The organism is Gimesia sp., assembly GCF_048260065.1.
In the GTDB taxonomy this organism is placed as follows: domain Bacteria; phylum Planctomycetota; class Planctomycetia; order Planctomycetales; family Planctomycetaceae; genus Gimesia.
The window spans coordinates 258,690-282,049 of sequence record NZ_JBLXHC010000006.1; the positions used below are offsets into that span (position 1 = coordinate 258,690).

Genomic DNA, 23,360 nt, shown 5'->3' on the forward strand with positions numbered 1-23,360 from the left:
TTTTATCATTAATGACTGTTTTTGAAACAACAGCTGAATGTTACGGTCAATCTGAGCGGCTGAAAAACCCTGATTTCCTGGCGAAAGCGGTCCGATATTTCCGTCAGCAGACTGACTGCTGTATTCTAATTATGATCCGAGTCTGAGACGATTTTGGGGGCGACCCACAGACACCAGTCCCCTTCAAGATCCTTGCCGGGACCAGGAAGAACTGAGAGTTGAATGCTGATTGTTTTGCCTGCGTATCGATTCAATTCAAGATGCAGTTCATTCATCTTGCCGTCCGCCTGATAGAAATATTCATGGGAATCCAGCACTTTCCCCTCCTCTAAAAGGTCGATTTTGAATAATGCCCCGTCATTTGTAGCCAAACCAACCACCTCCGGATGAAACGTCAGAATAGACTCAAATGCATCACCTTGTTTAATAGAAATATCATCGAAGCTGACAGTGGTAACAGGATTCATCCAGACACATTTCTTCGCCCCGTTCTGAAACGGAATCGATACGCCAACATGAACTTCTTTATCGCTGTTGACGATATTGATTTTCCCGTGATCCAATAAGCTGTATTCCGAAGCCCCGGAAAGATTGACCCTGAAATTTTGATCTTTGAGATAATCAGCATACAAAGCAACGCCGACGAGAGATTGAACAGTAAACAGCACCACAACGATCGTTTTATTGAAATTCTGCATACAACGAAACGCAAGAATGATCAGAACAGGAATCATCACCTGGAAGCCATGAAATATAGGCGTGACCGGCCGGCTGAAAATACACACGATTAAGGTCAACGGTAACAGCAGGCAGAGCGCCATCCATTCACGCTGATTGGATTTTATTAACTGATACATTGAATAATACGAGAAGACAAAAGTAACTCCTCCGATTATTCCAGGAACAGACAACATCATACGTTGAAACAGCAATCTTGCATCAAATGGATACATGTCTAAATAAGAGGGAAACCATACCATGTATAAATGATAAACACGGACCCAGACAAAGTTTCTGCGTGAGTCTGAAATAAAATTTTGCATAATCAGGTCCGACTTGATCTGCAAAATCATATTCCCCCAGACAATCCATGGCCCCAGCATCAATATCGTGATTGCGATCGCTTTAAGAGAACTGTTGAGCCTCTTCTCTTTCCAATCCTGCAATAAATAATATGCGAAAAACCCTCCGATAAACACGAGAGCAAACGGATGCGAATTGTAAGCCAGGCCTAACAGGATAAATGTAAACGCAATTCCTTTCTCGCCAACAATAACTCGATATAAGGCAAGTAATATAAAAAAAGCAGCGAGATTTTTAGGCCAAATAAATACGGTTTGAATTATTACGTAAGGGGTAAGAATAAAGACGAGCGAGGCGAGAATTAAATATTTTCTCCCGACCAGTTCTTTGTAAAGCAGAAGAAATGGGAAGAAAATCAAGCTATTTAAAGCCAGACCGATCGACACAAAAATGCTGTAATATCGATTATCAACCAGTTTACTGAAGTCAGGCCATTCAGTACCAAGATAATTGTATTTCCCTAAAGAACCATTGAATTTTTCCGGTTTATAAAACACGGACCGGAAAGGCATTGCAACCAGCGACATAATAATCGTTCGGTTGGTCACCTCCTGCCCGGGCAATAATGGTCTTTCAGCGCGAAAATCAATATCCCTCAAAAAATATTCAGACACCAGATAAGCGACTATATTGTCTGCTGGAAGATGCTGGGTAACCACCTGTATTTTGACAGGTAAGGTATGCTTTTTGGTGATATAGGGGCCATCATGAAGCTGAGCTGGAAAATCGATTTGGCCATAAACGAGAACATTACACAGCGTGATAAACAGACAAAATATTGCCAGCAAAATGAAAGCGTCTCGACTACTTTCCAAAAAGAAAAAAGGGGACTTTCTGACCCGGCTGTGAACCAGAGTCCCTGACACAAACAGGTACAACACAGAGAGCCCGATGATTGCCCCAAGCTGTTTATCCGCAAATAAGAGAATAAAAAGTCCTACAGCAGCATGGACTGGTACCCCAACCGCGAAACTGCAGCAGGTACGATAGAGGCCTTTCAATTCAGATTTCAAGCAATAGAGAACGCTCAAACCTGTGAAATAGATGAGAGCCAGTACCCCCAGGGAGATTAGAATTCCATACACAATTCCGATATCTGCCATTTCTTCTTCCCTGGAATGACTATTGTCGCCGATGTGCCCTGGCCACGAATTGAATCAGCATCACAAAACGGTCTGTTCTTAATAGTGAATGGCGATCGCAGCGAACCGTGATTTGATACGACCTGACCAATTCGATTATCCCATTCAAGGTTCCTAAATCAGCCCTGCCTGCATTTTTCACCCTGATGCTTATAAAAAGATCATCTCGGAGGCCAGGCCAGTACCATACGTACCGCTGAAAAGAGATCGCTGGAATCGATCTAAATCTGCTGATCCTGTTATCATGATCATTCAGAGATGACTCTGACAGATTAGATTCGTGTCAGTAGTAGCTGGTTATTTTTTTCTACCGACAACTAAAAACTGTTTGCCTGCGAAACGCCATAAGAAGCTGAATTTCAGATACAATCGCAGCAGGAATAATGGAGGAGTGCTTCCCTGTGACATTGAATAAGGCAAGAATCGATCGACACACAACTCGACGTCAAATCCCTCCAGCCGAAGTACTTCTTCTACTGCAAGTTCGGTGAGAGCTACATAATGATCGTAGAAATCCCAGTAGGCTCCATTTAAGAATTTGATATTGGGGCCCAGGCAAATCAGGCAACCTCCCGGCGCCAGGCACTCGTAAGCCTGAGCAATAGTCCGCGTTACACCATCTTTATCTGGAAGATGTTCCAGAAAGTTACTTGTGAAGACTACATCCAGAGATCCAGGTTCCAGGTCCCACTTTGTCGAACAATCCTGATGTAAAAATCGAATATCCGGAGAAAGCCGCTTTTCCGTATCAGGATTAAGATCCATTGCGTATTTCTGGCCGGCTTTCACATTATTAATAAACTCGCACCAGCCTGCACCAAGATCCAGAACTCTCGCATCCGGCGAAACATACTTGGAAAAAAATTCCGAACAAAGTATCTGCCAGACAGATTGGCGGTAATCGGCGAGATGCCCAAACCTCAATTGATATTCTTTTTGGAGAGATTCCGGGGTAATACTCATATTATCGTATCCAGATTCTGTACAGAGTTGGCAGATGAATTTGTCACTATCGATCACCGTTACAGGCAATATGAAAATCTTCTCTGTTAGATCAATTCATAATTCGCAAGTAAGATGATGCCACCTGCTATATAAGTGGCGTCAATTCAGTAATTGAACTTTCTGTTTACGCACGCTGCTTCCAGGACTGAACCACTTCTGAAAAAATATCATCAAGTGATTTTGTGATATCCCATTCCGGGTAGTCATTTTTCATGTGATTCAGATTGGAATAGTAGCAGATATGATCTCCGGAACGGTTTTCATCCGAATATTTCCAGCGCATTTCTTTTCCGGTCAATTCACTGACACGATTAAACGCATCCAGGATGGACAGGCTGTTCTGTTTTCCACCACCAATATTGTAGACGGCTGCCGATCTTGGCTTTTCGATAAACTGTTCAATAAAGCGAATCACATCGAGTGAGTGGATGTTATCTCGAACCTGCTTACCCTTATATCCAAATACGGTATATTCACGTTCCTGCAAATTGCAGTTAACAAGGAAACTGAGGAAGCCGTGCAGTTCTACTCCGGAGTGATTCGGGCCAGTCAAACAGCCTCCCCGCAAACAACAGGTTGGCATATTAAAATAACGACCGTACTCCTGAACCATCACGTCTGCTGCCACTTTGGATGCCCCGAAAATGGAATGTTTCGATGCGTCAATTCGCATTGATTCATCAATTCCATTCGCATATGCAGGATCATCATATTCCCAGCGTGTTTCTAATTCTTTCAGTTTGATTTCATTGGGAGCGTCGCCATAAACTTTGTTAGTACTCATGGTAACAAAGGGACTCTCCAGGCTGTAAAGGCGATTTGCCTCCAGCAGGTTGATTGTTCCGACCGCATTCACTGAAAAATCGGTCAGGGGGAAATCGCGTGCCTTATCATGGGATGGCTGGGCTGCACAGTGCACGGTCGCATCAAACTTTTCTGTCTGATACAGTTCCATGATGCTGTCAACATTTCGAATGTCGAGATTTAAATGACGGAAATTTTTAGTTCCATCCAGCAGACGTTTTAATGACCAGCTGGTATCTCCAGCCTGACCAAAAAATTCTGCACGCATGTTATTGTCAACGCCAACGACTTCCCATCCACGCTGGTCAAAATAGGTAACGGCCTCTGATCCGATCAGGCCACTGGAACCAGTTACTAACATTTTTTTCGTCAATGTTCTACTTTCTTTTTCCTAAGATGTCTCACCTCCATCCTGTACTAAGCCAGGAAGTGAGAGAAGAGTTACCATTTATTTTGTCAACAGAACACCAGCTACATTGATCACTTCCCGAAGCGCATCCCTGATGAGCTTCCATTGAAAGTTTCTATGCTGCTTTTCTGACATTATCTTTTGTTTCAATTTCATCAAGACGGGTAGAAACCTTCTGAAATTCTCCTTCCAGATTCAGCAGGCGATATTTCAGGATTTCATCATTTTTCGGATTCGTTCTTTTTGAAGCAAGTTTCTCAGCAATCACATCATCCAGAATCAAAATGCGTTCTGCATAGATCTTTATAAATGTACTGAGGTAACGTCTCCCCATTTCCGTCAGACGCAGATTGGAGACTCCCCATGTTCGCCCGGACCACTTGATGGGTACCTGGGCAATTGTGTATTTTCTAACGAGTGCTGAGAGCGACATCTCAACGGTAATATTAAAATGGCTTGCACAATACGGTCCACAGGCTTCGATCACTTCCCGACGATAACCTTTGAACGCATTGGTCAGGTCATTGAATTTACACCAGAACAGCCACTTCAAAGAATAGTTCACAATTCGATTGACGACATATTTCACGCGAGGATAGTCCTCAACCTTACTGCCATCAATAAATCGGGACCCGAATACGCAGTCGTACCCCTCTTCCAGCTTTCGGTAGTAAGCCACGACATCATCCGGGTGATCGGACAGGTCCGCCATATAGACCACGATGTAGTCCCCGCGTGCTGCACTCAGCCCGGTTCGAATCGCACGGCCAAAACCATTCGGGGGGGAACAGTTGATATATCGTACGCGAGCGTCATCTGCAGACAGTCCCTGTAGTACGGCTTCAGTCTGATCTTTGCTGTTGTCATTGGCAACGACGATTTCGAATGGAATCTCGTTCTTATCCAACTCACTGACTAAAGCGTGAATGGTCTTGCCAATGTTCTTTTCTTCGTTATACGCTGGAATAACAACGGACAGCAACATGTTAAAACCTCTTTAAAAACAGGGCTATTCACCTATAGATTAAGTTCACTGGAAATTCCATAATCAGCAGCAGCATTGAAACTGGAGCTCCCTGCTAACCCAGAATTTTTTGAAGGCCAGGAGGGCTTTGATCAATCCAGTGATAGATTGATTCAACCGTATCACTTATTTTGCGTTGCGGCTTCCAGCCAAAATCGTGATTGACGCGTGTGTTATCAGTCAGGTAAATCCGGAGATCTACCGCAGAAGTTTCCTCTTCTTTTGAGAGGGGAACCGATCGTCCTGTGACTTCCTGGCATATTTTTGTCAGTTCAAGAAGTGAAGTTGAAGATTCCAGGCCGCCACCGACATTATAGGGTTTCGCATTCCATAGATTTTTGTGCTGAAGCTGTTTCAGCAGAAGATCTGTGAAATCATCAATATGCAATACATCACGAACCTGCTTGCCCGTTCCGCCAAATCCTTTATAACAAAGAGGCTTTTCGAAATAGTGGCGTGCCACCCACAATGAGATCACACCCTGATCAACCTTACCCATCTGCCACGGCCCGGCGAGTACGCCACAGCGATTGACCATAACAGGCATGTTGTGCAGATAATGATATTCCTGGAGTAAATACTCACTGGCCAGCTTGGTAGCCCCATATAAGGACCTGGCACCCGGCAGTGGAAAAGCCTCTGTCACTCCCTGGGAACTGACACCTGGAACATCCTGGTCGTCTAACCATTCGTAACGGGTCTCCTGTTCTTCCCAGGCTAAACTTTCCAGCGTCTCAATCGGATAAATTCGACTGGTGCTCAATAACATGAGCGCCGCATTATTCCTTCTGGCGGCTTCCAGGCAATGGGCTGTAGAAACCAGATTATTTTCGATGAGTGGCCAACCGCTTCCCGTTGTTCCCTGATGCACCGATGGTTCCGCAGAACAGTCAATCAGCAGATCGAAGGCTGGCAAAGATTCCCAGTCACTGGGCAACCTCACATCTCCGTGAACAAACTCCACACCCAAATCTTTGAAACGTTCCAGGTTCAGTTCACTGCCACGCCGACGTAAGTTATCAAATGCAATAATGCGCGAATCGGTCTGTTCATGCAGGGCATGAATAATGCTTGAGCCAACAAAGCCGGCGCCGCCAGTCACTACGATATTTTTGTGTTCGATCATTTTTGAATTTTATGCAGTTAGAAAATTATCACTCCCATTCCGATTGTGGAGTGAGAAAACTTTATAACGCTCTCGAAATGAAGTCATAAGTAGAAGTCGATCAAGACTTTGAAACCAAATCAATCGGTTCATTTATTCAGATCGCTGCGGGATCTTACAAATAATCACTAATGCTTAAAAGACCAATTTCGCTTTGATCTAACCCGCTGAATATAAACAGGTTAAAGTACTTCATCTTGATGTCATATCAAAAATATGTTATCAAACTCAGAATCAGGAACATGGCGTGTCACAGAGAGCTGCCTACCCAACTTTCTGTATCTGCTTTTGTCTCGAGTGCATGCTTCAAAGACCTTAACCGTCGATGCTGATCTGAAGCTAAATTAGATCAGTGCGAATTCTGCCCGCCTGATTACACGCTCGGGAACAGGAATCATTCTTTCGTTGCATGGTGGCTTATGAAGGCGAATTTAAAGGAAATACCTCTGGGGAAACTGATTGTCCCTGTCTTTGTGTTCTTTTTGCTTTTAAATGGCATCTACTACATCCTGATCGACCTCGATATTCAATTTTTGCGAGCAGAATCCAGTCTATTTCTGAAGGCAACAGCAGCTTCACCAGAGGACTCAGCCGCATTTTTTAAAAAACATATCTACTCCAGTGTTAACGGCCACTGGGCTCCATTGATTTTTCTGGCTGAATACTGTCAGACAGTGTTATTCAGCACGAATGAAACTTTCTGGTTCTGGCGTCAGATATTCCTGGCAGCTGTCTTCCTCACAAGTCTCACGGTTTATTGTGTGAGCCTTTCCATGCCTGGGCAGGAAAATACGAAACCAACAATAAAAATGCTTATGACAGCTCTCTCAATTGGCGTCATCTTTGGTTTTCAGCCGATAATGACAACCCTGATTGCCTGGCCATTTATGGCATTTCAGTTCATTTGCCTCTCGCTCTCAGCAATCTCTTTCTATTTCCTGGTTCAATATGCACAAACAGCAAATCGAGTTCGGCTCTGGCAGGCATTAGTATTTGGATATTTAACAATGCATACGCTGGGAACCGGTCTGGCGGTCAGTCTATCCGTCCTGTTTACAGCGACACTATTGATAGCACTCAGATGGTATAGCGTTCCAGACCGAAAGCTGTTACAACTTTTAAAGTCGCTTGTCCCTGTCTATATTGTGTCGATTCTCACTGCAGGACATGCGATACTGATGACGATTGGCATCACACCTGATACGGAATCAGAAAAGGTGAGTTTGCTTACAACGGCAATCCGTTTCGGCGGTCTGCTGATTGAAATGCTTCATAACTCATTAAAATATCTCTGGGCTCCCGGCGGACTGTCCTTGCCGGAGCTGCGGGGACTGGAAGCAGACTCTGTCTATGGATGGGGACTTGTTTTACTGGTGATGACAGCAGTAATTTCACACTGTCTCAAATATCTGAAAGCGCCAGCTGATGATCAATCACTTGTGCGGATTGTCTTGTTAACGGCCCCATCCCTGACATTATGCCTGATTGTCGCCATGATTTCTTACAGAGCCCAGACGGTAGCCGATGATGATATCCTCATCAGCTATATCATTGGGGATCGATATCTGATCTTCAGTTCGTTTTTTGGCTTTCTATTTTGTGTGGGACTTTTTCTCAACTCAAAACAAGCTTTTTCCAAAACGGCTGTAGCCTGCTTAGTGATAGCAGCCAGTGTCAGTCTCGCAGGAAATACGACATTCATGCTGACCACCGCTCGTGAGATCTGGCCGACAAAAAATATCTCACATACCCAATTCTGGAACGACCTGAAAGAAGCACAACGCTCCGATCCTGAGTTTCAAAGCGACTACTGGGATCAGTCTGTTCAACCTGTAACGGAATTAGATGCGACGCGACTTTCGTTCAAGCCATTGATTGAGCGACAATTGCAACACGAAAAATAATCATGAAACGTCGAGCAGTTCCAGTATTTTGCGATGAACTCCATTGAAAAAGTACAGGATCCGGTTCAGGGCAGGCGGGTCACTCCCGATGACCGCTTATTATCTTTTTCAGACATTTCCTGTCACCCATGTCACAGAGTACGATTCATTTCGAGCAGTGAATCAAATCGGTTAAAGGGTTTCAAACCTTTTCATTGCCGTTACTGATATCATAAACTTCCTCAAGATACCCTTCTCTCACCCAGTACTTACCGCGATACAGTCTCTGATATCCGGAGTTTTGTTTTATGAAATTCGCTACCGTTTTGGGGTAAAACGACTCATGGTTGATACTCAAAAATCGGTCTGTGGTAATCCGTTTGATCTGGTTCAGATATTCGGTAATCAGATTTTCTGCAAGTTCAGGGAAACTGTCCTGATTGATTGTGAGTGAATAACTTTTATCCGGAAGATTCAGACATTCCCAAAACGGCAATATCTTAATGACATCTTCTCGCATTGTTTCACCATACAAGGCAACCGAATCGAGCCCCACGGCATGCAGCAGATAATGACCAGCCAGCAGGCAGGTGATTGGGAGGTCCAGCATCGTGTAATCGGTTACTCCCAGTCGCCTGGCGTACATGGCAGTAATACCGAGGCCTCCTCCAAACTCGCACACTTTTCCATGATCAGTTCTTAAGTCGGCTATTCTCGTTCCGCAATACAGGCCATTGATGTGTCTGTAATGAAACAGATTTTCGTTTATCTGCAGACCATCTGTATGAATGATTCCCAGCGGTGGCGCAATCGAAATGCCAAGGTGTTTTTCAATTTCATCAACCAGTTCGGCCAGATTTTCATGCAGATTATTGCCCCAGGGGCCGTGCTCGGGACTTTCGAATCTCGACAGACCTATCGATTCAGAAAAACAGATCAGTTTGTCAAGGTAGGTTAATGCAACCTGTTTTGGGTCAAGATTTTTGTTGTAACCATCAAGGCAGGTCGTAATCCCTCCAAACCAGACAAAAGATTGTCCGAAATTCATGAGATAATCGGCAAGTTCTTTTGCCTTTCTGTTTTCAACCATCGCCATTAAATCAGGTAATTCATTCCGGATCAGCTCGGTCCAGACATCTTCACCTTCACGTCTTAAAGATGATTTGTGTTCGTCTTCCAATGATTTGTGATAAGCATCGAGGAGACGCTCAGCTACGATTTCTCGATTTGAATTATCTATAGCTGGACTGGAACTGATGGAAACTTCAGGAAGTGGAATGATGGCAGGATGAGCCAGCAGTCGTTCTGTCAGTAAGTCATCCTTAGATTGGAATAAGGCAGGACTTCGTGAATGATTGATGATTTCATTCAGTCTTGCAATTTCTTTTTCCAGATCTTCTGCCGATGCTCTGGTCTGTCGTACCTGGTCTACGTAGCGTCTGACTGGTGGGATTTGATACAGCAGATTCCGGAAGGTTTTTTTTAACATTAAGAGGTTCATTCCATTTCAGTTAACAAATTGGAGATTTGCTTTATATGTAATGCCTGTGATTCCATATCGCCGGTGAAACACCACTGCTTTTATTTGAGAGAGTAAATGCTGTCATAGACACGCGTCAGAGATGATGCTCCTGCATGACTCAGAAGTATTGAGACAGGGTTTCCATGATTTGAGAGGCTCGATGAGTATAGGTATGAGCCGCTAATGTTTTCTGCTGGGCTGCTGTACCGATTGATTGCAGCGATTTTGTATCGTCGAGCAGCATTTCAATTTTTTTTGCAAAGTCGTGGACGGAATCGAACAGAATGATCTCAGTACCGTCAGAGTAGTAGTCGAGAATTTCCAGACTTTCTGCAAAGTAGAATTGCACGGCACCTGCCATGGCAGCTTCAAACGTTCGTGGCCCGGGCGTAGACGGAGTCAGACTATATTTCTTGTTAGCATAATTGAAATGCCGGCCCATATTTAAAATCACTTTGGATTTTCCATAGTAATCAATTAACTGATCATTCCTGATAGTTCGATTTTCCAGAAAATCTCCAATATCATCAGGCCATTCCGCCCCAAGAATCAACGTCTTGTGTTTCTCTAACACCTTCTGCAGATCCCGAACCAGCTGAATTCGATTGTGAAAAGCTACTCCACAAAAAAATATATCATGGTCATATTCGCTGTTCAGATTTTGAAAATGAGTCCGTTTTGAGGCTGCCAGTGGCAAATGATAAGCATGATCATGAGAGTAATGCAAACTGGCCCATTTATCATTACTGAAAATCACATCCGCGACATTCTCTACCTTGAAACCATAATCGAATTCATAGGGGTCATCATGCAACCAGAATACCAGCAGAATATTATGCTTGTCACAGTATTTCTTCAGAGCATTGTAAGAGATGTCATCCGGCATGCAGGAGCCAAATAACAACAAAATATCAGGCTGGTATTTTCGTAATCCTTCTTCAACGAAATCCAGTGCAATTTCATGTGCGCTGTCTTCTCCCAGAAGCTCTTGAAACCCTTCCAGCACATAAGTTCTCAAGATGGCATTTCTATTCGGTCCATCATAAGAAGCCCCCGAGATCAAGATTTTTTTGTTGTCGACCATGAAGATTCTCTATTCGCATACTAAATACAGCTTTACTCACAGCAGGCATAAGATGCAACAGAAACAGGAAGTACACTTATCCATAAACGCCGCTGAACTAATGAAACCAAAGTATTCTTACGCGCTACAAACCTTTTGCAAATTCAGCGAGCACTCGTTTACAGGTTCGTTTAGCACCATTGGAGCGGTAAAAGCGATAGGCTTTTTTCATCTTCTGCTTTAAACCATCTCTCTGTATCTGCAGTAATTCCGGGGGACTCGAATGTTTGACTAATTGGCTGCAGACAAGACCTGTTGACAATCCATTCAGGCAGAGACCTGCCTGCTCTGACTTAATATCAGCCCGGTCCATGAGCGGCGTCTCGTATATTTCTTCCATGACGCGAACATGCTCATCCAATTCAGTCAATTGCATGGCACTAATATTATTCAGTACGGACTTGTATAATTTTTTATCGCCGATCACCCGTCGAATGGCTCGAATGACGGCACCACTGTCGTTTACCGGAACAACAAAACCATTTTCCCCGTCAGTGACCCTTTCTCCTAATGCTCCAATATCACTGACAATGGGTATCAGGTAGTTCATCCAGGCTTCAGACAGGGTTAATAAAAATGTCTCAGGCCACACCGACAGGTGCAGGGACAGGTTCATGTCTTTCAGGAGATTTTTTAATTCAGAGACCTGATAACTTTTGTGAATTACCACATTTTTCAACGACAGTCGGTCCAGGACCTGCTGATAATGGTCGTTCATTTTTCCATAAATATGAAACTCGACATTTTCGTCAACCATGTTCCTGAAAATATCCAGGTACAGATCAGCACCTTTATGCGGCGCAAAATTTCCCAAAATTGCGATTTTGAATTTTTCCGTCTGCTTATCAACCGGACTGAACCCCCTCTCCGCCGGAGCTGGAAGAGGAATCACCTTTAAGTCATCAAGTCCTTTAAAGACACTTTCATGATATGATTTTGTCGTGTTGGAATAGCCGATAATCACGTCAGCGCTGTTGAGAATTCTCTGAAAGAATGCGCGTCTTTTTTGAACCGTTCCACTGACATACCCGGCTCTTTTTGAAGCACAAATATCACAGGATTCAATACACCTGTTTCTCACATCACAGTACTCATTTTTAAAATCTAAGAGATTAAAAGAATCACAAATATAATAATAATCGTGAATACTGATTATGTTTTTGAGTCCGAGAGTTTTTGAGATCAAAGGTAGTGACGGAACATGATTGAGCAGATGATGATAATGGACCACGTCGATTTTATATTTCACCAGCAGTTCGAAGAAACTTCGTTCCCGCTCTGGCTCTGACAACCAGTCTTCACTGATCGGATAATCAAAACGGAAGTCTTCTACCTTCTTATATTCTGCATCCAGAATGGAATAAGTTTTATGGTTACCATGCAGCCTGTCAGGGACATAAAAGAAGATTTCATACTTCTGCTTCAGTTTCTGCACAACTGAGTCCACATAAACTTCAACACCGCCGAAGGGTTGAATATTGATGACATTATGCATGACAATCAACAGTCGACTGCGTCTGTTCTGATTGTGGACCACCTTCTGCTGATCTTCCAGATTCGCGTCTGTAATTTCCAGCAGAGAATCGATTCTCTGATCGTATGTGTGAAACTGCATTGCCCGTTGCTGGGCAGCGGCGATGATCTCCTTCCGCTCATCAGCTTTATCTTTATAATAATCGATGTGTGCTAAACACTCCTGCATGTTCTTGAAAGGCAGGTATTCTTTTCCGGGAGTAAACAATTCCGAATTGATTTCCAGCGAATCATCGACAAGCAGCAGTCCACCGGCCATTGCGATTTCAAACAACCTGGGACCGGGGGATTCTGCCTTCGCTTCATTTCCCGAAGAACTGAATTCCCGATGAAGTATGAGTGAAAACTTACTGTAATTCGCAATCTTTGCGAGTTCCGTATTTGGTGTTCGCCAGTTTATTTCGCTTTTAGGAATCGAAAGCTTCACTTCCGGCAGATGTTCATTGGAAGGCAAAGCGAGTTTATATCTCAGCTCTGGCTTTTCCTTCAATAATGTATTGATAAACTGTGTCCGATTAGGCCACGCCGTACCGATGAAACTGAGATCATACCGGTACCTGCTGTCATCCTGGGGAATTTCGCAGTAGTGGAATTCTTTGCTTGATGCCAGCGGCAGGAAAAAAGCTTTTTGGGGATATTTCGCCACCGAGCCGGGATCGTTCGTAAATACAAGATCAAACAGTTTGCTGTTATGAATGTTATTACTTAGTTCGTATGGGTCTTCAGTAAACCAGACGATCGACCTGCCACAGGCATTTTTCAATATCTGGATGACGGGGCGATTGATGTTTTCGCCGCCATAGACAAACAGTAAGTTGAAAGAGTCTGTTTGAACGATCGAAGTCGCATTTGAATAATCTGCCAGAACGACACATTCCACATTGGAATGACGCTTTAATGCGTTTTTGATCTGTAAACAGATATAGTAATTGGGGTCACTGCTCTTTGAATTAATGAGAAGAATTTTCCATTTGTTCTTCATGACTTTATGCTCCAGCGGGGAAAGCATTTAAAACGCTCTAATTTGATTTAATTATGATGAGATCCAACACGAGCTGTCTGTATTTCCTGAGATTCCATTTGCGGTGATAAGGCAATATTTTTTAACCATCTCAGAAACCGTCTTGCCGTAAAGTAGCACATCAACAAACCAAAGCGAAACCAGATCGCAACGACGACAATCCACATCAGGACACCAGGGTACTGATTTCGAAAAAACTTTCGATAAAACCGCACCATGCCTCGATGTTTATGCCATTCAACAGTCACGCGTATTGAACGGCTGCAGGTTCCTTGAAAATGCGATATTTTTGCATCAGGCACAAACATCACAGACCATTGTTTCGCACGAAAACTCATGCACCAGTCTAAATCTTCACAATGCAGGAAGTAGCCTTCATCCAGTCCACCGACATCTTCGTATGCTTCGCGCGAAACCAGCATACATGCCCCAGAAATCGCTTCCACAGGCACCGGATGTTCGGGTAGCGGACATTGATTCAGATTAAAATCTGAAAACAGACGCGGGAATACGGGAGATAAAAAAGAAAGCCTGCAGACACGAACCAGTGTGCGCCAGGGGGTAGGAACCAGTCTTCTGCCTCCCACCTGCTCGGAACCGTCATCATTGAGAAGATAGCCTCCCACCATTCCAATCTTCTCATCCTGCGAAAAGCAGGCGAGCAGTTCAGGAATTGCCTGTTTATCAATTTTACAGTCTGGATTCAGAAAGAGCAGGTAATCACCCTTCGCAATTTTTGCACCAGCATTACAGGCTTTTGCAAACCCCAGGTTATCCTGATTTAATATTAACCGAATTCTGGAATCATCTGGAAACGCATCCTGAATATCATTAATGCTGGAATCGGAAGAAGCATTATCAACGATGATAATTTCCAGGTTCTGGTTCGTATTAATGAGAGATTGGACACAGAGAGTCAGTTTATCATTCGCATTGTAATTGACAATGATCACTGAAATCAGAGAGTTATCCACTAAATTTTCCCATCTTGCCGATCATGGCGTGCCAAATTCCCAGACTGAGCATTTTCCAGTTTTCGACGCGTCTACCTATAAAGAAAGAATAAACGACATACATCAGAAACAGACGTCTGGCGTCCATCAATTTCCAGGAACCTGAAACCCATTTTTGCTTTAAGAGCCAGATCCCGTTTCGAATCAGGTAATAATATCTAAGAGAAGAATGAACGGGAATTGTTCTGCCAAACAGTTGAACAAAATTATTCCCCAAATCGTGCTGCATTTGCGCGTTGCCAACACCGATTATTTCATAACCTTTAGAGATGGCGCGTAAGCACCATTCCGTGTCTACATAATCAATAAACAGTTTCTCTTCCATCAGACCGATTTCATTTAAACTTGCCATTGAGACAAGGCATCCAGAAGTGATCAGATGATCTACAGAAACAACTTCATCCTTTGCACATGCAATTCGACATAAGCGACCCCCGATCAATTTGACAAAGGGGGAAGAATGCGAGCCTTTCACATCTTGATAGTTAGGCCCGACAGCAGCAACTTTTTTTCCAGCTCTGATTTCTGTATTCATCGCGTTGATGAGTGTATTGATTAAATCCGGACTCGGAAGACTATCCTGATCAAAAAATACAACATGGCTGAAATTCATTTTGTCAGCGGTCGTGATTCCATGATTGATCGCCTCAGCAATTCCAAAATTCCCTCCCATGGTAATACAGGAACCATTCGGAGGAACCGATTCCTGAACTTCCTTTTGAGTTGAGATTTCAGGGCTGTTGTCAACAATGAATACATGTGAGACCTGAGACGCAATCGCATTCAGCAATCGCTTCAGGACTTCAAAATCAGGATTAAATGTCACAATAATACTTGCGACAGATTCCACATTTTGAGAATTCATCAGATCTCAATATTGAATAAGGGTTACAGATATAATTGAAATTGCCAAACAGTAAAATCACCTGAAACGTGTCGAAATACCAGTCGCCATCCTGATGTTGAGTCACTGATCTCTAGCTGGCTTTTTTGGAGCTGGTAAACAGCCTGATTGGCTTTGTTAATTTCCAGCTGACTGAGGTTTCATACTCCAGAATTTTATTTTCCAGGTCGCATATTTTATGATTGAGGGTCTCGTTTGAATCCTTCAATGCTTCGATTTCTTTAAGGCTGTTACTCAATTGATCTTCTAAGGAAGTCCCCTGAAAAGACCAGTAGTTTTCAGATTGATCTGGTGAAATCAATTCTGTGCCAGCATATTCTTCAGAACAGGCGGCGATAAGCTCTTTTTGACCCGAAAAGATTCGCTTACCAAGCTTGTTCAAATCTGCCTCTTTCTTTCGAATAATACACATCGAATTGATAAATTCGATTGAATGTATCTTTTTCAGTTCTTCTTCATCAAATTCGCACCCGTATTTCTCACCGTATTTTGCGAGATGTTCAACACGGCTTTTTTGAATTCCCCAATGCTCATGGTTAATGATGTCTGAAAGACGTTTTAAAAATGAGAGTGAGGAAAATGGTTCGAACAGGCCCCCTTGAAACTCTTCCCAGAAGCTGCAATGCAGATCTTCAATGATGAATAAACCATTCAATTCTAAAACGGGAAAATAACGCGCAAAGGTCAGAATGATATCATCAGATCGATGAGAACCATCATCAATGATGATATTAAATGAGTTGCAGTGTTCAAGGATTTGCTTTGCCGTGTCATCCTCTGTTGCATTTCCCACAACCAGATTGATGCTCGGGTTCTGATATTCAAGTTGTGAAATGGAAGGATTAATATCGCATCCAACGATTGTCTGAAGATTGGAAAAATACTGCTCCCAGATCTCCAGTGATCCTCCATTTTGAACACCGATTTCCAGTAATTTGACTGTTGCATCCTGATACTCAGCAAGTACTTCCTCGTAAGCATTGAGATATGCAGCCCATTTATCTGAAACCTTCCCATCATGAGTACTGGTAATCTGCTGTAAGGTTTTATAGCCCATTTTTCTTCCTCAAAGATATTTCATCAAATTCAATTCCTACCAGACCCCACCGGATTGCACTTGAAGATACTGTAATAACCAATGCATCGTGTAACAGATGATGCTGGACATTGTTGACCAGATCACCATCTGCAAAAGAAATCATTACTGTATATTGTCCGTTAGGAAGCATTGGCAGTTTAAAAATGAAACTTGCTGAAAATGTTTCTCCTGCCTCGACACTGAATGGCTCTTTTTGAGTTTGAGGTAACGTATTTTCTCCAAATAAATCTTGCCCTAAACGGTCCCTGACCAGGAATCCCAGGATCGGATTTTCCATTGATTTGTGAGCCACTGCTGTAACAAGCATTTGTACCATTTCTCCCCCCTTGAGGCTTGTCCCGGTACTCTCATGCAATTCTTCCAGTGACACATCAATGATCTCGCCATCTCCAGTCTCCCAACCACAGGATTCATCCAGGTTATTGACGACGACAGCTTCCGATTCGTAGCTTGTTACTGAGTTTCCCTCACTGTTTATGGAACGGGAATATTCGTGTGACACAGATACGGTCTCAACGACCTTATTAATTTTTTTCTTCTTACTTGTATTTTTTGTTGTTGAAGTCAACAGGGTGTCATCACTGTAAACTTCCTGCAGTGTATATTGGAGATACTCTTCAGCAACCTGCTTCGCTTCTCCCCGCGTCCGGACCTTACCCTCCGACAGCCAGACCACTTCCTCACACAGATTCAGCACGGAATTCATATCATGACTGACAAAAATCAGAGTGCCTGTTTTCTTAAATGATCGAATAAACCGCATACACTTCTGGGTAAAGATTGCATCGCCTACTGCCAGCGCTTCATCAATAATGAGTACATCGGCGTCGACGTGCGCAATGACAGCAAAAGCCAGTCTGACATACATTCCGCTCGAATATGTTTTGACCGGTTGATCTATATAATCACCAATCCCGGCAAATTCCTCGATCTTATCGAAACGTTCGTCAATTTCTTCACGAGTCAGACCAAGGATGGAACCGTTCAGGTAAACGTTTTCGCGACCTGAAAATTCTGGATTGAAACCAGACCCTAACTCCAGTAATGCAGCAACCCGTCCATTGACTTCGACCGATCCGGAAGTGGGTGACATTGTTCCACAAATAATCTGTAACAACGTCGATTTGCCGGCACCATTTCGGCCGATGATCCCAACAGTCTGTCCCCGTCGGATCTCGAACGAAATATCATTCAAGGCAACAAATTCGCGGAAATACTGCTTCTTTCCTCGAAAGAGTCCCTGCAACAACCGATGGTGCGGTTTATCATAAATTTGAAAAGACTTGCAAACCTGATCCAGCTGAATCGCAGTCTCCTGGTTCAAATCTAATTCAGAGGACATCAGCAAATCCCCTACGTGTTTTCTGGAACCAGGCAAATCCCAGCCAGGCAACGACAGAACCAAGAAACGTTAAAATAAAGATTCCTCCCCAATGCGGGAGTTTCCCCCACATTAAGATATCTCTCGACTGTTCAATGATAAAAGTCAGCGGATTGGCATAGAGAATGGGCTGATATTTTTCCGGAAAGATTGAGGTCGGATAGAAAACGGGTGACATAAACATTAACACCATCAGGAAGACGCCCGTGATCTGACCGACATCTCTCAAGTAGACTCCAAAAGAAGCAAGGAACCAGGTAATCCCCATTGTGAACAGGATCAGTGGTATAAACAGAAACGGTAAAAAGATTGCCGTCCAGTGAAAGGTATGATTCACGATGACAAAAAAGATTGCCCAGACGAGCAGGCTGACGAGCGTATGAAACAACGTGGCTACCAGGGCAATCCACGATAATATTTCAAGCGGAAACACCACCTTCTTGACATAGCTCACGTTCCCGACAATCAATCCGGGAGCTTTATTCACGCACTCTGCCAGCAGGCCATGTATGAACATGCCGATAAACAGTGCCAAGGCGAACTCAGTCTTACTGTTCGATCCGACTCCCCACCGTGCCTTGAAGACAACACTGAAGACAAACGTGTATACCACCAGCATGATCAACGGATTAAAAAACGACCATGCTAAGCCCAGAATCGATCCTCTGTACTTGCCAATCACCTCTCGCTTTGCCATTTGATAAATCAAACGACGGTTAACAATCAAACTTTGCAGCATAAACACTGGTGAGATTGATTTTGATGCAAAAGGATTCATGTAGCGTTCCGATGTAATACTTCATCAGGCCGGATCAGTCGGGCCAGAATCAATTTTTGAGCCTGTCCAGAAGACAGATGAGGAGCATAACTGTATGAAAAACAGGCTGATATCATTTAACCAGCCTGCGATTTATACTAAATCCACTTTTCTCATGAAAGATCAATTAAAAGCTTCGACAAGTACTGGCCGTAGTTGCTTTTCGCAAATTTTTCAGCCTGGGTCTTCAACTGGTCTTTCGTAATCCAGCCTTTCTGGAACGCGATTTCTTCCAGACAGGCGATTTTCAACCCCTGTCTTTTTTCAATGGTTTGAAAGAAATGACTGGCTTCCTGCAGACTTTCATGAGTCCCCGTATCGAACCAGGCGTGCCCGCGACCGAGTAATTCGACGTTCAACCCGCCCCGTTCCAGATAGGCATTGTTGACTGACGTAATCTCCAGCTCGCCTCGCGCAGAAGGCTTCACATTCTTAGCGATTTCAATCACATCGTTATCGTAAAAATACAATCCTGTGACTGCATAGTTGGACTTGGGTTTGACCGGCTTTTCTTCGATGGAGATCGCACGCTGCTCACTGTCGAATTCCACAACACCAAACCGTTCCGGATCGTGTACCTGGTAACCAAAGACCGTCGCACCGGATTCCCGCGCGGCTGCTGATTTCAGGCTCTCCGTAAAACCGTGTCCGTAGAAGATATTGTCACCTAAAATCAGGCACGCATCATCAGTGCCGATGAACTCTTCACCAATCAGAAACGCCTGGGCCAGTCCGTCGGGGGAAGGCTGCTCTGCGTATTCAAACCTGACTCCCCACTGCTCCCCCGTCCCCAGTAAATCCTGAAACATCGGCAGATCATGCGGAGTGGAAATGATCAGAATCTCCCGGATCCCCGCCAGCATCAGCGATGACAGCGGATAATAAATCATCGGTTTATCATAGATCGGCAGAAGCTGTTTCGAAATCACTTTCGTCACCGGGTGCAGTCTGGTTCCGGTTCCTCCCGCCAATACAATTCCTTTTCTCGACATATCAATTCCCTGTTTTGTCTGAGGCAGAGCGATTGTTGAAAATACTATCAGGTATCGATCGTACCTGAATCCTGTTGCCCGAAATGAAGGACCTGCTTCTCAATTACCTTCAACGCAAATCTTTGTGAGACATCCGTTTGGTATTGAAAATTGGAAAATAAAGCAACCTGATTTCCAGCATAAAAACAGGCATGACAGGAATTCTGGGAAATCTTCACATTCACACATGTGAGCCAGAGCTGTGATCGTAGACCCAACCCTTTTCAGGAAAACAATTTACATCGCCTGATCCCAGGGGCACACATCAGCCACGTTGCGTTGAGAGAGTACACTGGCTGAGAAATGGAACAGACAAAGAATGAGCTGCATTTAAGAAAATCCAGGCAACCACTGACAGTCACCGCGCTCACTGTTGATTCAAACAGGAGTCGATCGTGTGCCCGTCTGTTTGATGGGAATGAGACACAAAAAAACCCGGTACCGAAATTCGATACCGGGTGTATTCACTGTTTCTTAGAAGTGAAACAAGCTCCTCGACAAGGACTCGAACCTTGAACCTAGCGGTTAACAGAAGCGATTTTGTACATTGCCGCGACGTTAGAATATCACTTGTTTTCTAGACTCTACCGCGTTTGCAAGTACGAATCAATACCGTTCATTACCTCGTCTCATCTTTTAGTGTTTTTCGCTGTTTTTCTGTCCGTAGGGTAGAAAAGGGTATAGGAGCACGTCCTATTTCTGGTGTCCCTTGTTGATGCCCCCAGACCTCCCTCCGGCATCTGCATTTCATCCAACACTTGAGGTTTCGGGATCAGCAGACCGAAGCTTTCCAGCCAACCGTGTGAGCGATTCTCGCCAAAGCCGCTGGAGTTCGGTCTCGATGAATTCGTGGCGTTCGTCGCGCGCCTCATTCGAGAACCATTCGCCCGTCCAGTTGTGAATGTCGATCTTGTATCCACTTCCCTGGCCCCAACGATCCTGACACTTGCTCCAGTAATCGTGTGTACCTTTGAGCTGGCTCGCAAATGCGGTTTCGCCGAGAGTCTGGCTCTTCTGGAAGTAGTCATTTGCCACTTCCTCTACCTGTGCCAAGAAGTGTCGAACAAAGTCATGTGATTCGGCAAGCTCTTCGTCATTCAGGATTGTTTGTACTACACCTTTCAGTTCGATCAACTGCTCTGAGGTTCGTACCACCGCTTCACGACGGGCACCAAATCCCAACCCATGCCAGAAGTCGAAATTCGGCCAGCTACCCTGGCGGGCAACTGAAGCTCGAAGTGTCGAGGCGTATCTCAGACCATCCATCTCCTCCAGCAAAGCCTCCTCCGGGAGGCTGCCTTTGTGTCGGATCTCGAAATTGCTATCGAGCCAAGTGGTGATCATGCGAGTTGCCTGCTCGAACACCGCCCGAACCTGCTCGTTTTCCTTGTTGGCGATGAGCCGATCTGTGGTTTCAATCAGCGACCGGATTTTTTCTTCGGCGTCGCCACGCAGCTGCATGACGCGATCGATAAGATTCTGCTGCATCGTCTTGCAATCATCTGCTTTAGCCACATTCATGAACTCTATCGGTAACTCAGAAACGCCCAAGTGCCCGAGTGTTGTCGAACGAGCCTGTTCGCGACGGACATCTCGCCCCTCTTCTTCGTCGTCGACCAGTTCTCCGGTGCTACTGTCGCGAACTGCATTCTCTTCACCTTGAGTGAGAATGAGCATCACTCCGCGTTTGATCAATGCCCTTCGATTTCCACCAGCACTAGCCCGCTCAATGACACTCTGCACTGCAGCGTCCGGTGCGTCTTTGAAGCCAGAGCAGAGTACGATGAGTGAGCGATCATCGTCCAGATACGATTGAAGATCCCGGCGAGGCGCCGACGGTTCGTCCACTCCACGAGTGTCTATGAGTCGCGGCTCGACCGCGGTCGAATTGAGGACTGGATTAGGTACTGAAACTTCAATCCGCCTCGGGAGTGAGAATTCTGGATGGGCTCCATAATTGATGTCCGCGAAGGTCTTGGACAGCCAATGGAACCCGGGCTTCGCGGAGTCTCGCGGATATGAGACCGAAGTCCTTTTACGTCTCGGCAGGTTCAGGCGCTGCAGAACCTGAATCTGCAACTCATCGCGATCTGGATACTCATGCGCAAGAGCTATTGCGGGATCCTCCCGATGCGTCTTGCCATTCTCGCCTTTCACTTTCTTCTGTACGAGTTGCGACATGCGTCGCAATGCCCGTGCGATTTCAATACTGATCCCTGGTCCGTCAGTCGTTGTATCATCTTTCAGGATCCCAGCCTGAGCCAACACGTGGTCGCAAAAATCGGCGACGTGGTATCGTAGTTCCTCGTCGGAGCAGGGCTCGATCGAGACTGCATATTCCCCGCCGTACTTCACATGCACCTCACAGATCGTCGTCCGTCCCGAACCAGTCTGCAGAGCCATTTGACGATTCAAATCCTCTTCGGACGGATCGCGCAGATCTGCTAATGAACAAATCGCCGTTGTTTTCCCAACCCCCGGGCTGCCGATGAATGCGATCGGGTGTTCCGTCGAAGAAATGAAACTGGCCTTCTGGTATAAAGCCTCCTCACAAGACTCAATCTGCTTCAGGAAAACGTTTCGAATGTCCGGATCCTCTCTCAGGTCTCGCAGCCTCTGGAGAGCCAATTCTGCCTCCCAAAGTACACCTCGGCTTACATGATGGAATGCGACAGGATCGAGAACCTGCCAGTCCTGCTGTAGGTACTCTGCAAACGCTCTAGATTCATCCGACCCGATCGCCTCGGCTACTTGGACAGCCTCCTCAACGTCAAGTGTCAAATCTCCGGATTCAAGACGCGACACTCGACTCGCAGTGTATGGAAGCCTCTTTGCCAATTCGGTTTGTGACAGATTGGACTTTTCTCTCAATACTTGTAGCACCTGACGCAGGTTCTCGCTGTTTACCATTTGACACCTCCCCAAAAGAGTTTTCCGCGAACGCAAGTCGCCGAACTGCATATTATGCAGATACGCAAGCCTGACAATCGCATAACATGCATCACAGAAACATAGCAGATCGCACCAGAATTCTTAAGTGATTGCCCTGATAAGACTTGACGTGCGGCAGGCAATCTCAAAAAACTTTCGCGATGAGCGTTGAATCCTGCTCGACAGCCCCGGAAGGCTCACATGACCACTGCCATCTCCACAACTTTTTTAGCCCACCGGACCGTCAACGTGCTCGTCGATAGTGCTGATTTCTGAGCGATACGGAATCAACACTAACGGCGACTGGTGTTGCCAGAATTTAGTCCATTGAACCTACATCAATCGCCCTACGCCCCCGCTGCCGGGCCTCCTCACAAATTACAGCCGACAACGAACCCGCCGAGCACAGCAGCAAATCGCACTCGGAAGCAAACAATTCCTCCTGCGCGCAATTCCAGAACTCCTACTTG

General features: G+C 44.9%; 16 protein-coding genes. 1 reads left to right on the plus strand and 15 read right to left on the minus strand.

Annotated features, from left to right (window positions below):
* Window positions 1-125 precede the first annotated feature (125 nt).
* From ACN0YN_RS13770 to ACN0YN_RS13790, 5 genes are all read right to left on the minus strand, one after another.
* Window positions 126-2,186 carry a hypothetical protein gene (locus ACN0YN_RS13770; RefSeq protein ID WP_417385595.1) on the minus strand — a complete coding sequence of 687 codons (2,061 nt, stop codon included), beginning with the start codon at window positions 2,184-2,186 and terminating at the stop codon, window positions 126-128.
* 336 nt (window positions 2,187-2,522) lie between these two features.
* Window positions 2,523-3,188 carry a class I SAM-dependent methyltransferase gene (locus ACN0YN_RS13775; RefSeq protein ID WP_417385596.1) on the minus strand — a complete coding sequence of 222 codons (666 nt, stop codon included), beginning with the start codon at window positions 3,186-3,188 and terminating at the stop codon, window positions 2,523-2,525.
* A gap of 166 nt (window positions 3,189-3,354) precedes the next feature.
* Window positions 3,355-4,395: an NAD-dependent epimerase/dehydratase family protein gene (locus ACN0YN_RS13780; RefSeq protein ID WP_417385597.1), complete on the minus strand. Its 1,041-nt coding sequence runs from the start codon at window positions 4,393-4,395 to the stop codon at window positions 3,355-3,357.
* 163 nt (window positions 4,396-4,558) lie between these two features.
* The gene (locus tag ACN0YN_RS13785) at window positions 4,559-5,428 is read right to left on the minus strand and encodes a glycosyltransferase family 2 protein (RefSeq protein ID WP_417385598.1); all 870 of its coding nucleotides are present in this window, start codon (window positions 5,426-5,428) and stop codon (window positions 4,559-4,561) included.
* Window positions 5,429-5,522: 94 nt separating this feature from the next.
* Window positions 5,523-6,593, minus strand: a complete 1,071-nt coding sequence (locus ACN0YN_RS13790) for an NAD-dependent epimerase/dehydratase family protein (protein WP_417385599.1) — start codon at window positions 6,591-6,593, stop codon at window positions 5,523-5,525.
* An 854-nt stretch (window positions 6,594-7,447) separates the two neighbouring features.
* Here ACN0YN_RS13790 and ACN0YN_RS13795 point away from each other — a divergent pair.
* Window positions 7,448-8,536 carry a hypothetical protein gene (locus ACN0YN_RS13795; protein WP_417385600.1) on the plus strand — a complete coding sequence of 363 codons (1,089 nt, stop codon included), beginning with the start codon at window positions 7,448-7,450 and terminating at the stop codon, window positions 8,534-8,536.
* Between the two features lie 181 nt (window positions 8,537-8,717).
* On the opposite strand, the gene ACN0YN_RS13800 is transcribed toward ACN0YN_RS13795, so the two are convergent.
* The 10 genes from ACN0YN_RS13800 to ACN0YN_RS13845 form a co-directional block, all read right to left on the minus strand.
* Window positions 8,718-10,004 (minus strand): putative sugar O-methyltransferase, encoded by a 1,287-nt coding sequence (locus ACN0YN_RS13800; RefSeq protein WP_417385601.1) that lies wholly within the window; start codon window positions 10,002-10,004, stop codon window positions 8,718-8,720.
* Window positions 10,005-10,155: 151 nt separating this feature from the next.
* Window positions 10,156-11,121, minus strand: a complete 966-nt coding sequence (locus ACN0YN_RS13805; RefSeq protein WP_417385602.1) for a CgeB family protein — start codon at window positions 11,119-11,121, stop codon at window positions 10,156-10,158.
* A 124-nt stretch (window positions 11,122-11,245) separates the two neighbouring features.
* The gene (locus ACN0YN_RS13810; RefSeq protein WP_417385603.1) at window positions 11,246-13,675 is read right to left on the minus strand and encodes a glycosyltransferase family protein; all 2,430 of its coding nucleotides are present in this window, start codon (window positions 13,673-13,675) and stop codon (window positions 11,246-11,248) included.
* A gap of 47 nt (window positions 13,676-13,722) precedes the next feature.
* On the minus strand, window positions 13,723-14,688 hold the full coding sequence (locus ACN0YN_RS13815) for a glycosyltransferase family 2 protein (RefSeq protein WP_417385604.1): 966 nt from the start codon (window positions 14,686-14,688) through the stop codon (window positions 13,723-13,725).
* A complete protein-coding gene (locus tag ACN0YN_RS13820) occupies window positions 14,681-15,592 on the minus strand; it encodes a glycosyltransferase family 2 protein (RefSeq protein WP_417385605.1) in 912 nt (303 codons plus the stop codon). Before ACN0YN_RS13820 ends, ACN0YN_RS13815 begins: the two co-directional genes overlap by 8 nt.
* 112 nt (window positions 15,593-15,704) lie before the next feature.
* On the minus strand, window positions 15,705-16,688 hold the full coding sequence (locus tag ACN0YN_RS13825) for a class I SAM-dependent methyltransferase (protein ID WP_417385606.1): 984 nt from the start codon (window positions 16,686-16,688) through the stop codon (window positions 15,705-15,707).
* Window positions 16,678-18,072: an ABC transporter ATP-binding protein gene (locus tag ACN0YN_RS13830; protein WP_417385607.1), complete on the minus strand. Its 1,395-nt coding sequence runs from the start codon at window positions 18,070-18,072 to the stop codon at window positions 16,678-16,680. The genes ACN0YN_RS13825 and ACN0YN_RS13830 overlap by 11 nt, the downstream gene beginning before the upstream one ends.
* Window positions 18,062-18,850, minus strand: a complete 789-nt coding sequence (locus ACN0YN_RS13835; protein ID WP_417385718.1) for an ABC transporter permease — start codon at window positions 18,848-18,850, stop codon at window positions 18,062-18,064. Before ACN0YN_RS13835 ends, ACN0YN_RS13830 begins: the two co-directional genes overlap by 11 nt.
* Before the next feature lie 191 nt (window positions 18,851-19,041).
* Window positions 19,042-19,920, minus strand: coding sequence for a glucose-1-phosphate thymidylyltransferase RfbA (gene rfbA / locus ACN0YN_RS13840; RefSeq protein WP_417385608.1), 879 nt, complete (start codon window positions 19,918-19,920; stop codon window positions 19,042-19,044).
* A 786-nt stretch (window positions 19,921-20,706) separates the two neighbouring features.
* Window positions 20,707-22,869 carry a helix-turn-helix domain-containing protein gene (locus ACN0YN_RS13845; protein WP_417385609.1) on the minus strand — a complete coding sequence of 721 codons (2,163 nt, stop codon included), beginning with the start codon at window positions 22,867-22,869 and terminating at the stop codon, window positions 20,707-20,709.
* Window positions 22,870-23,360 lie beyond the last annotated feature (491 nt).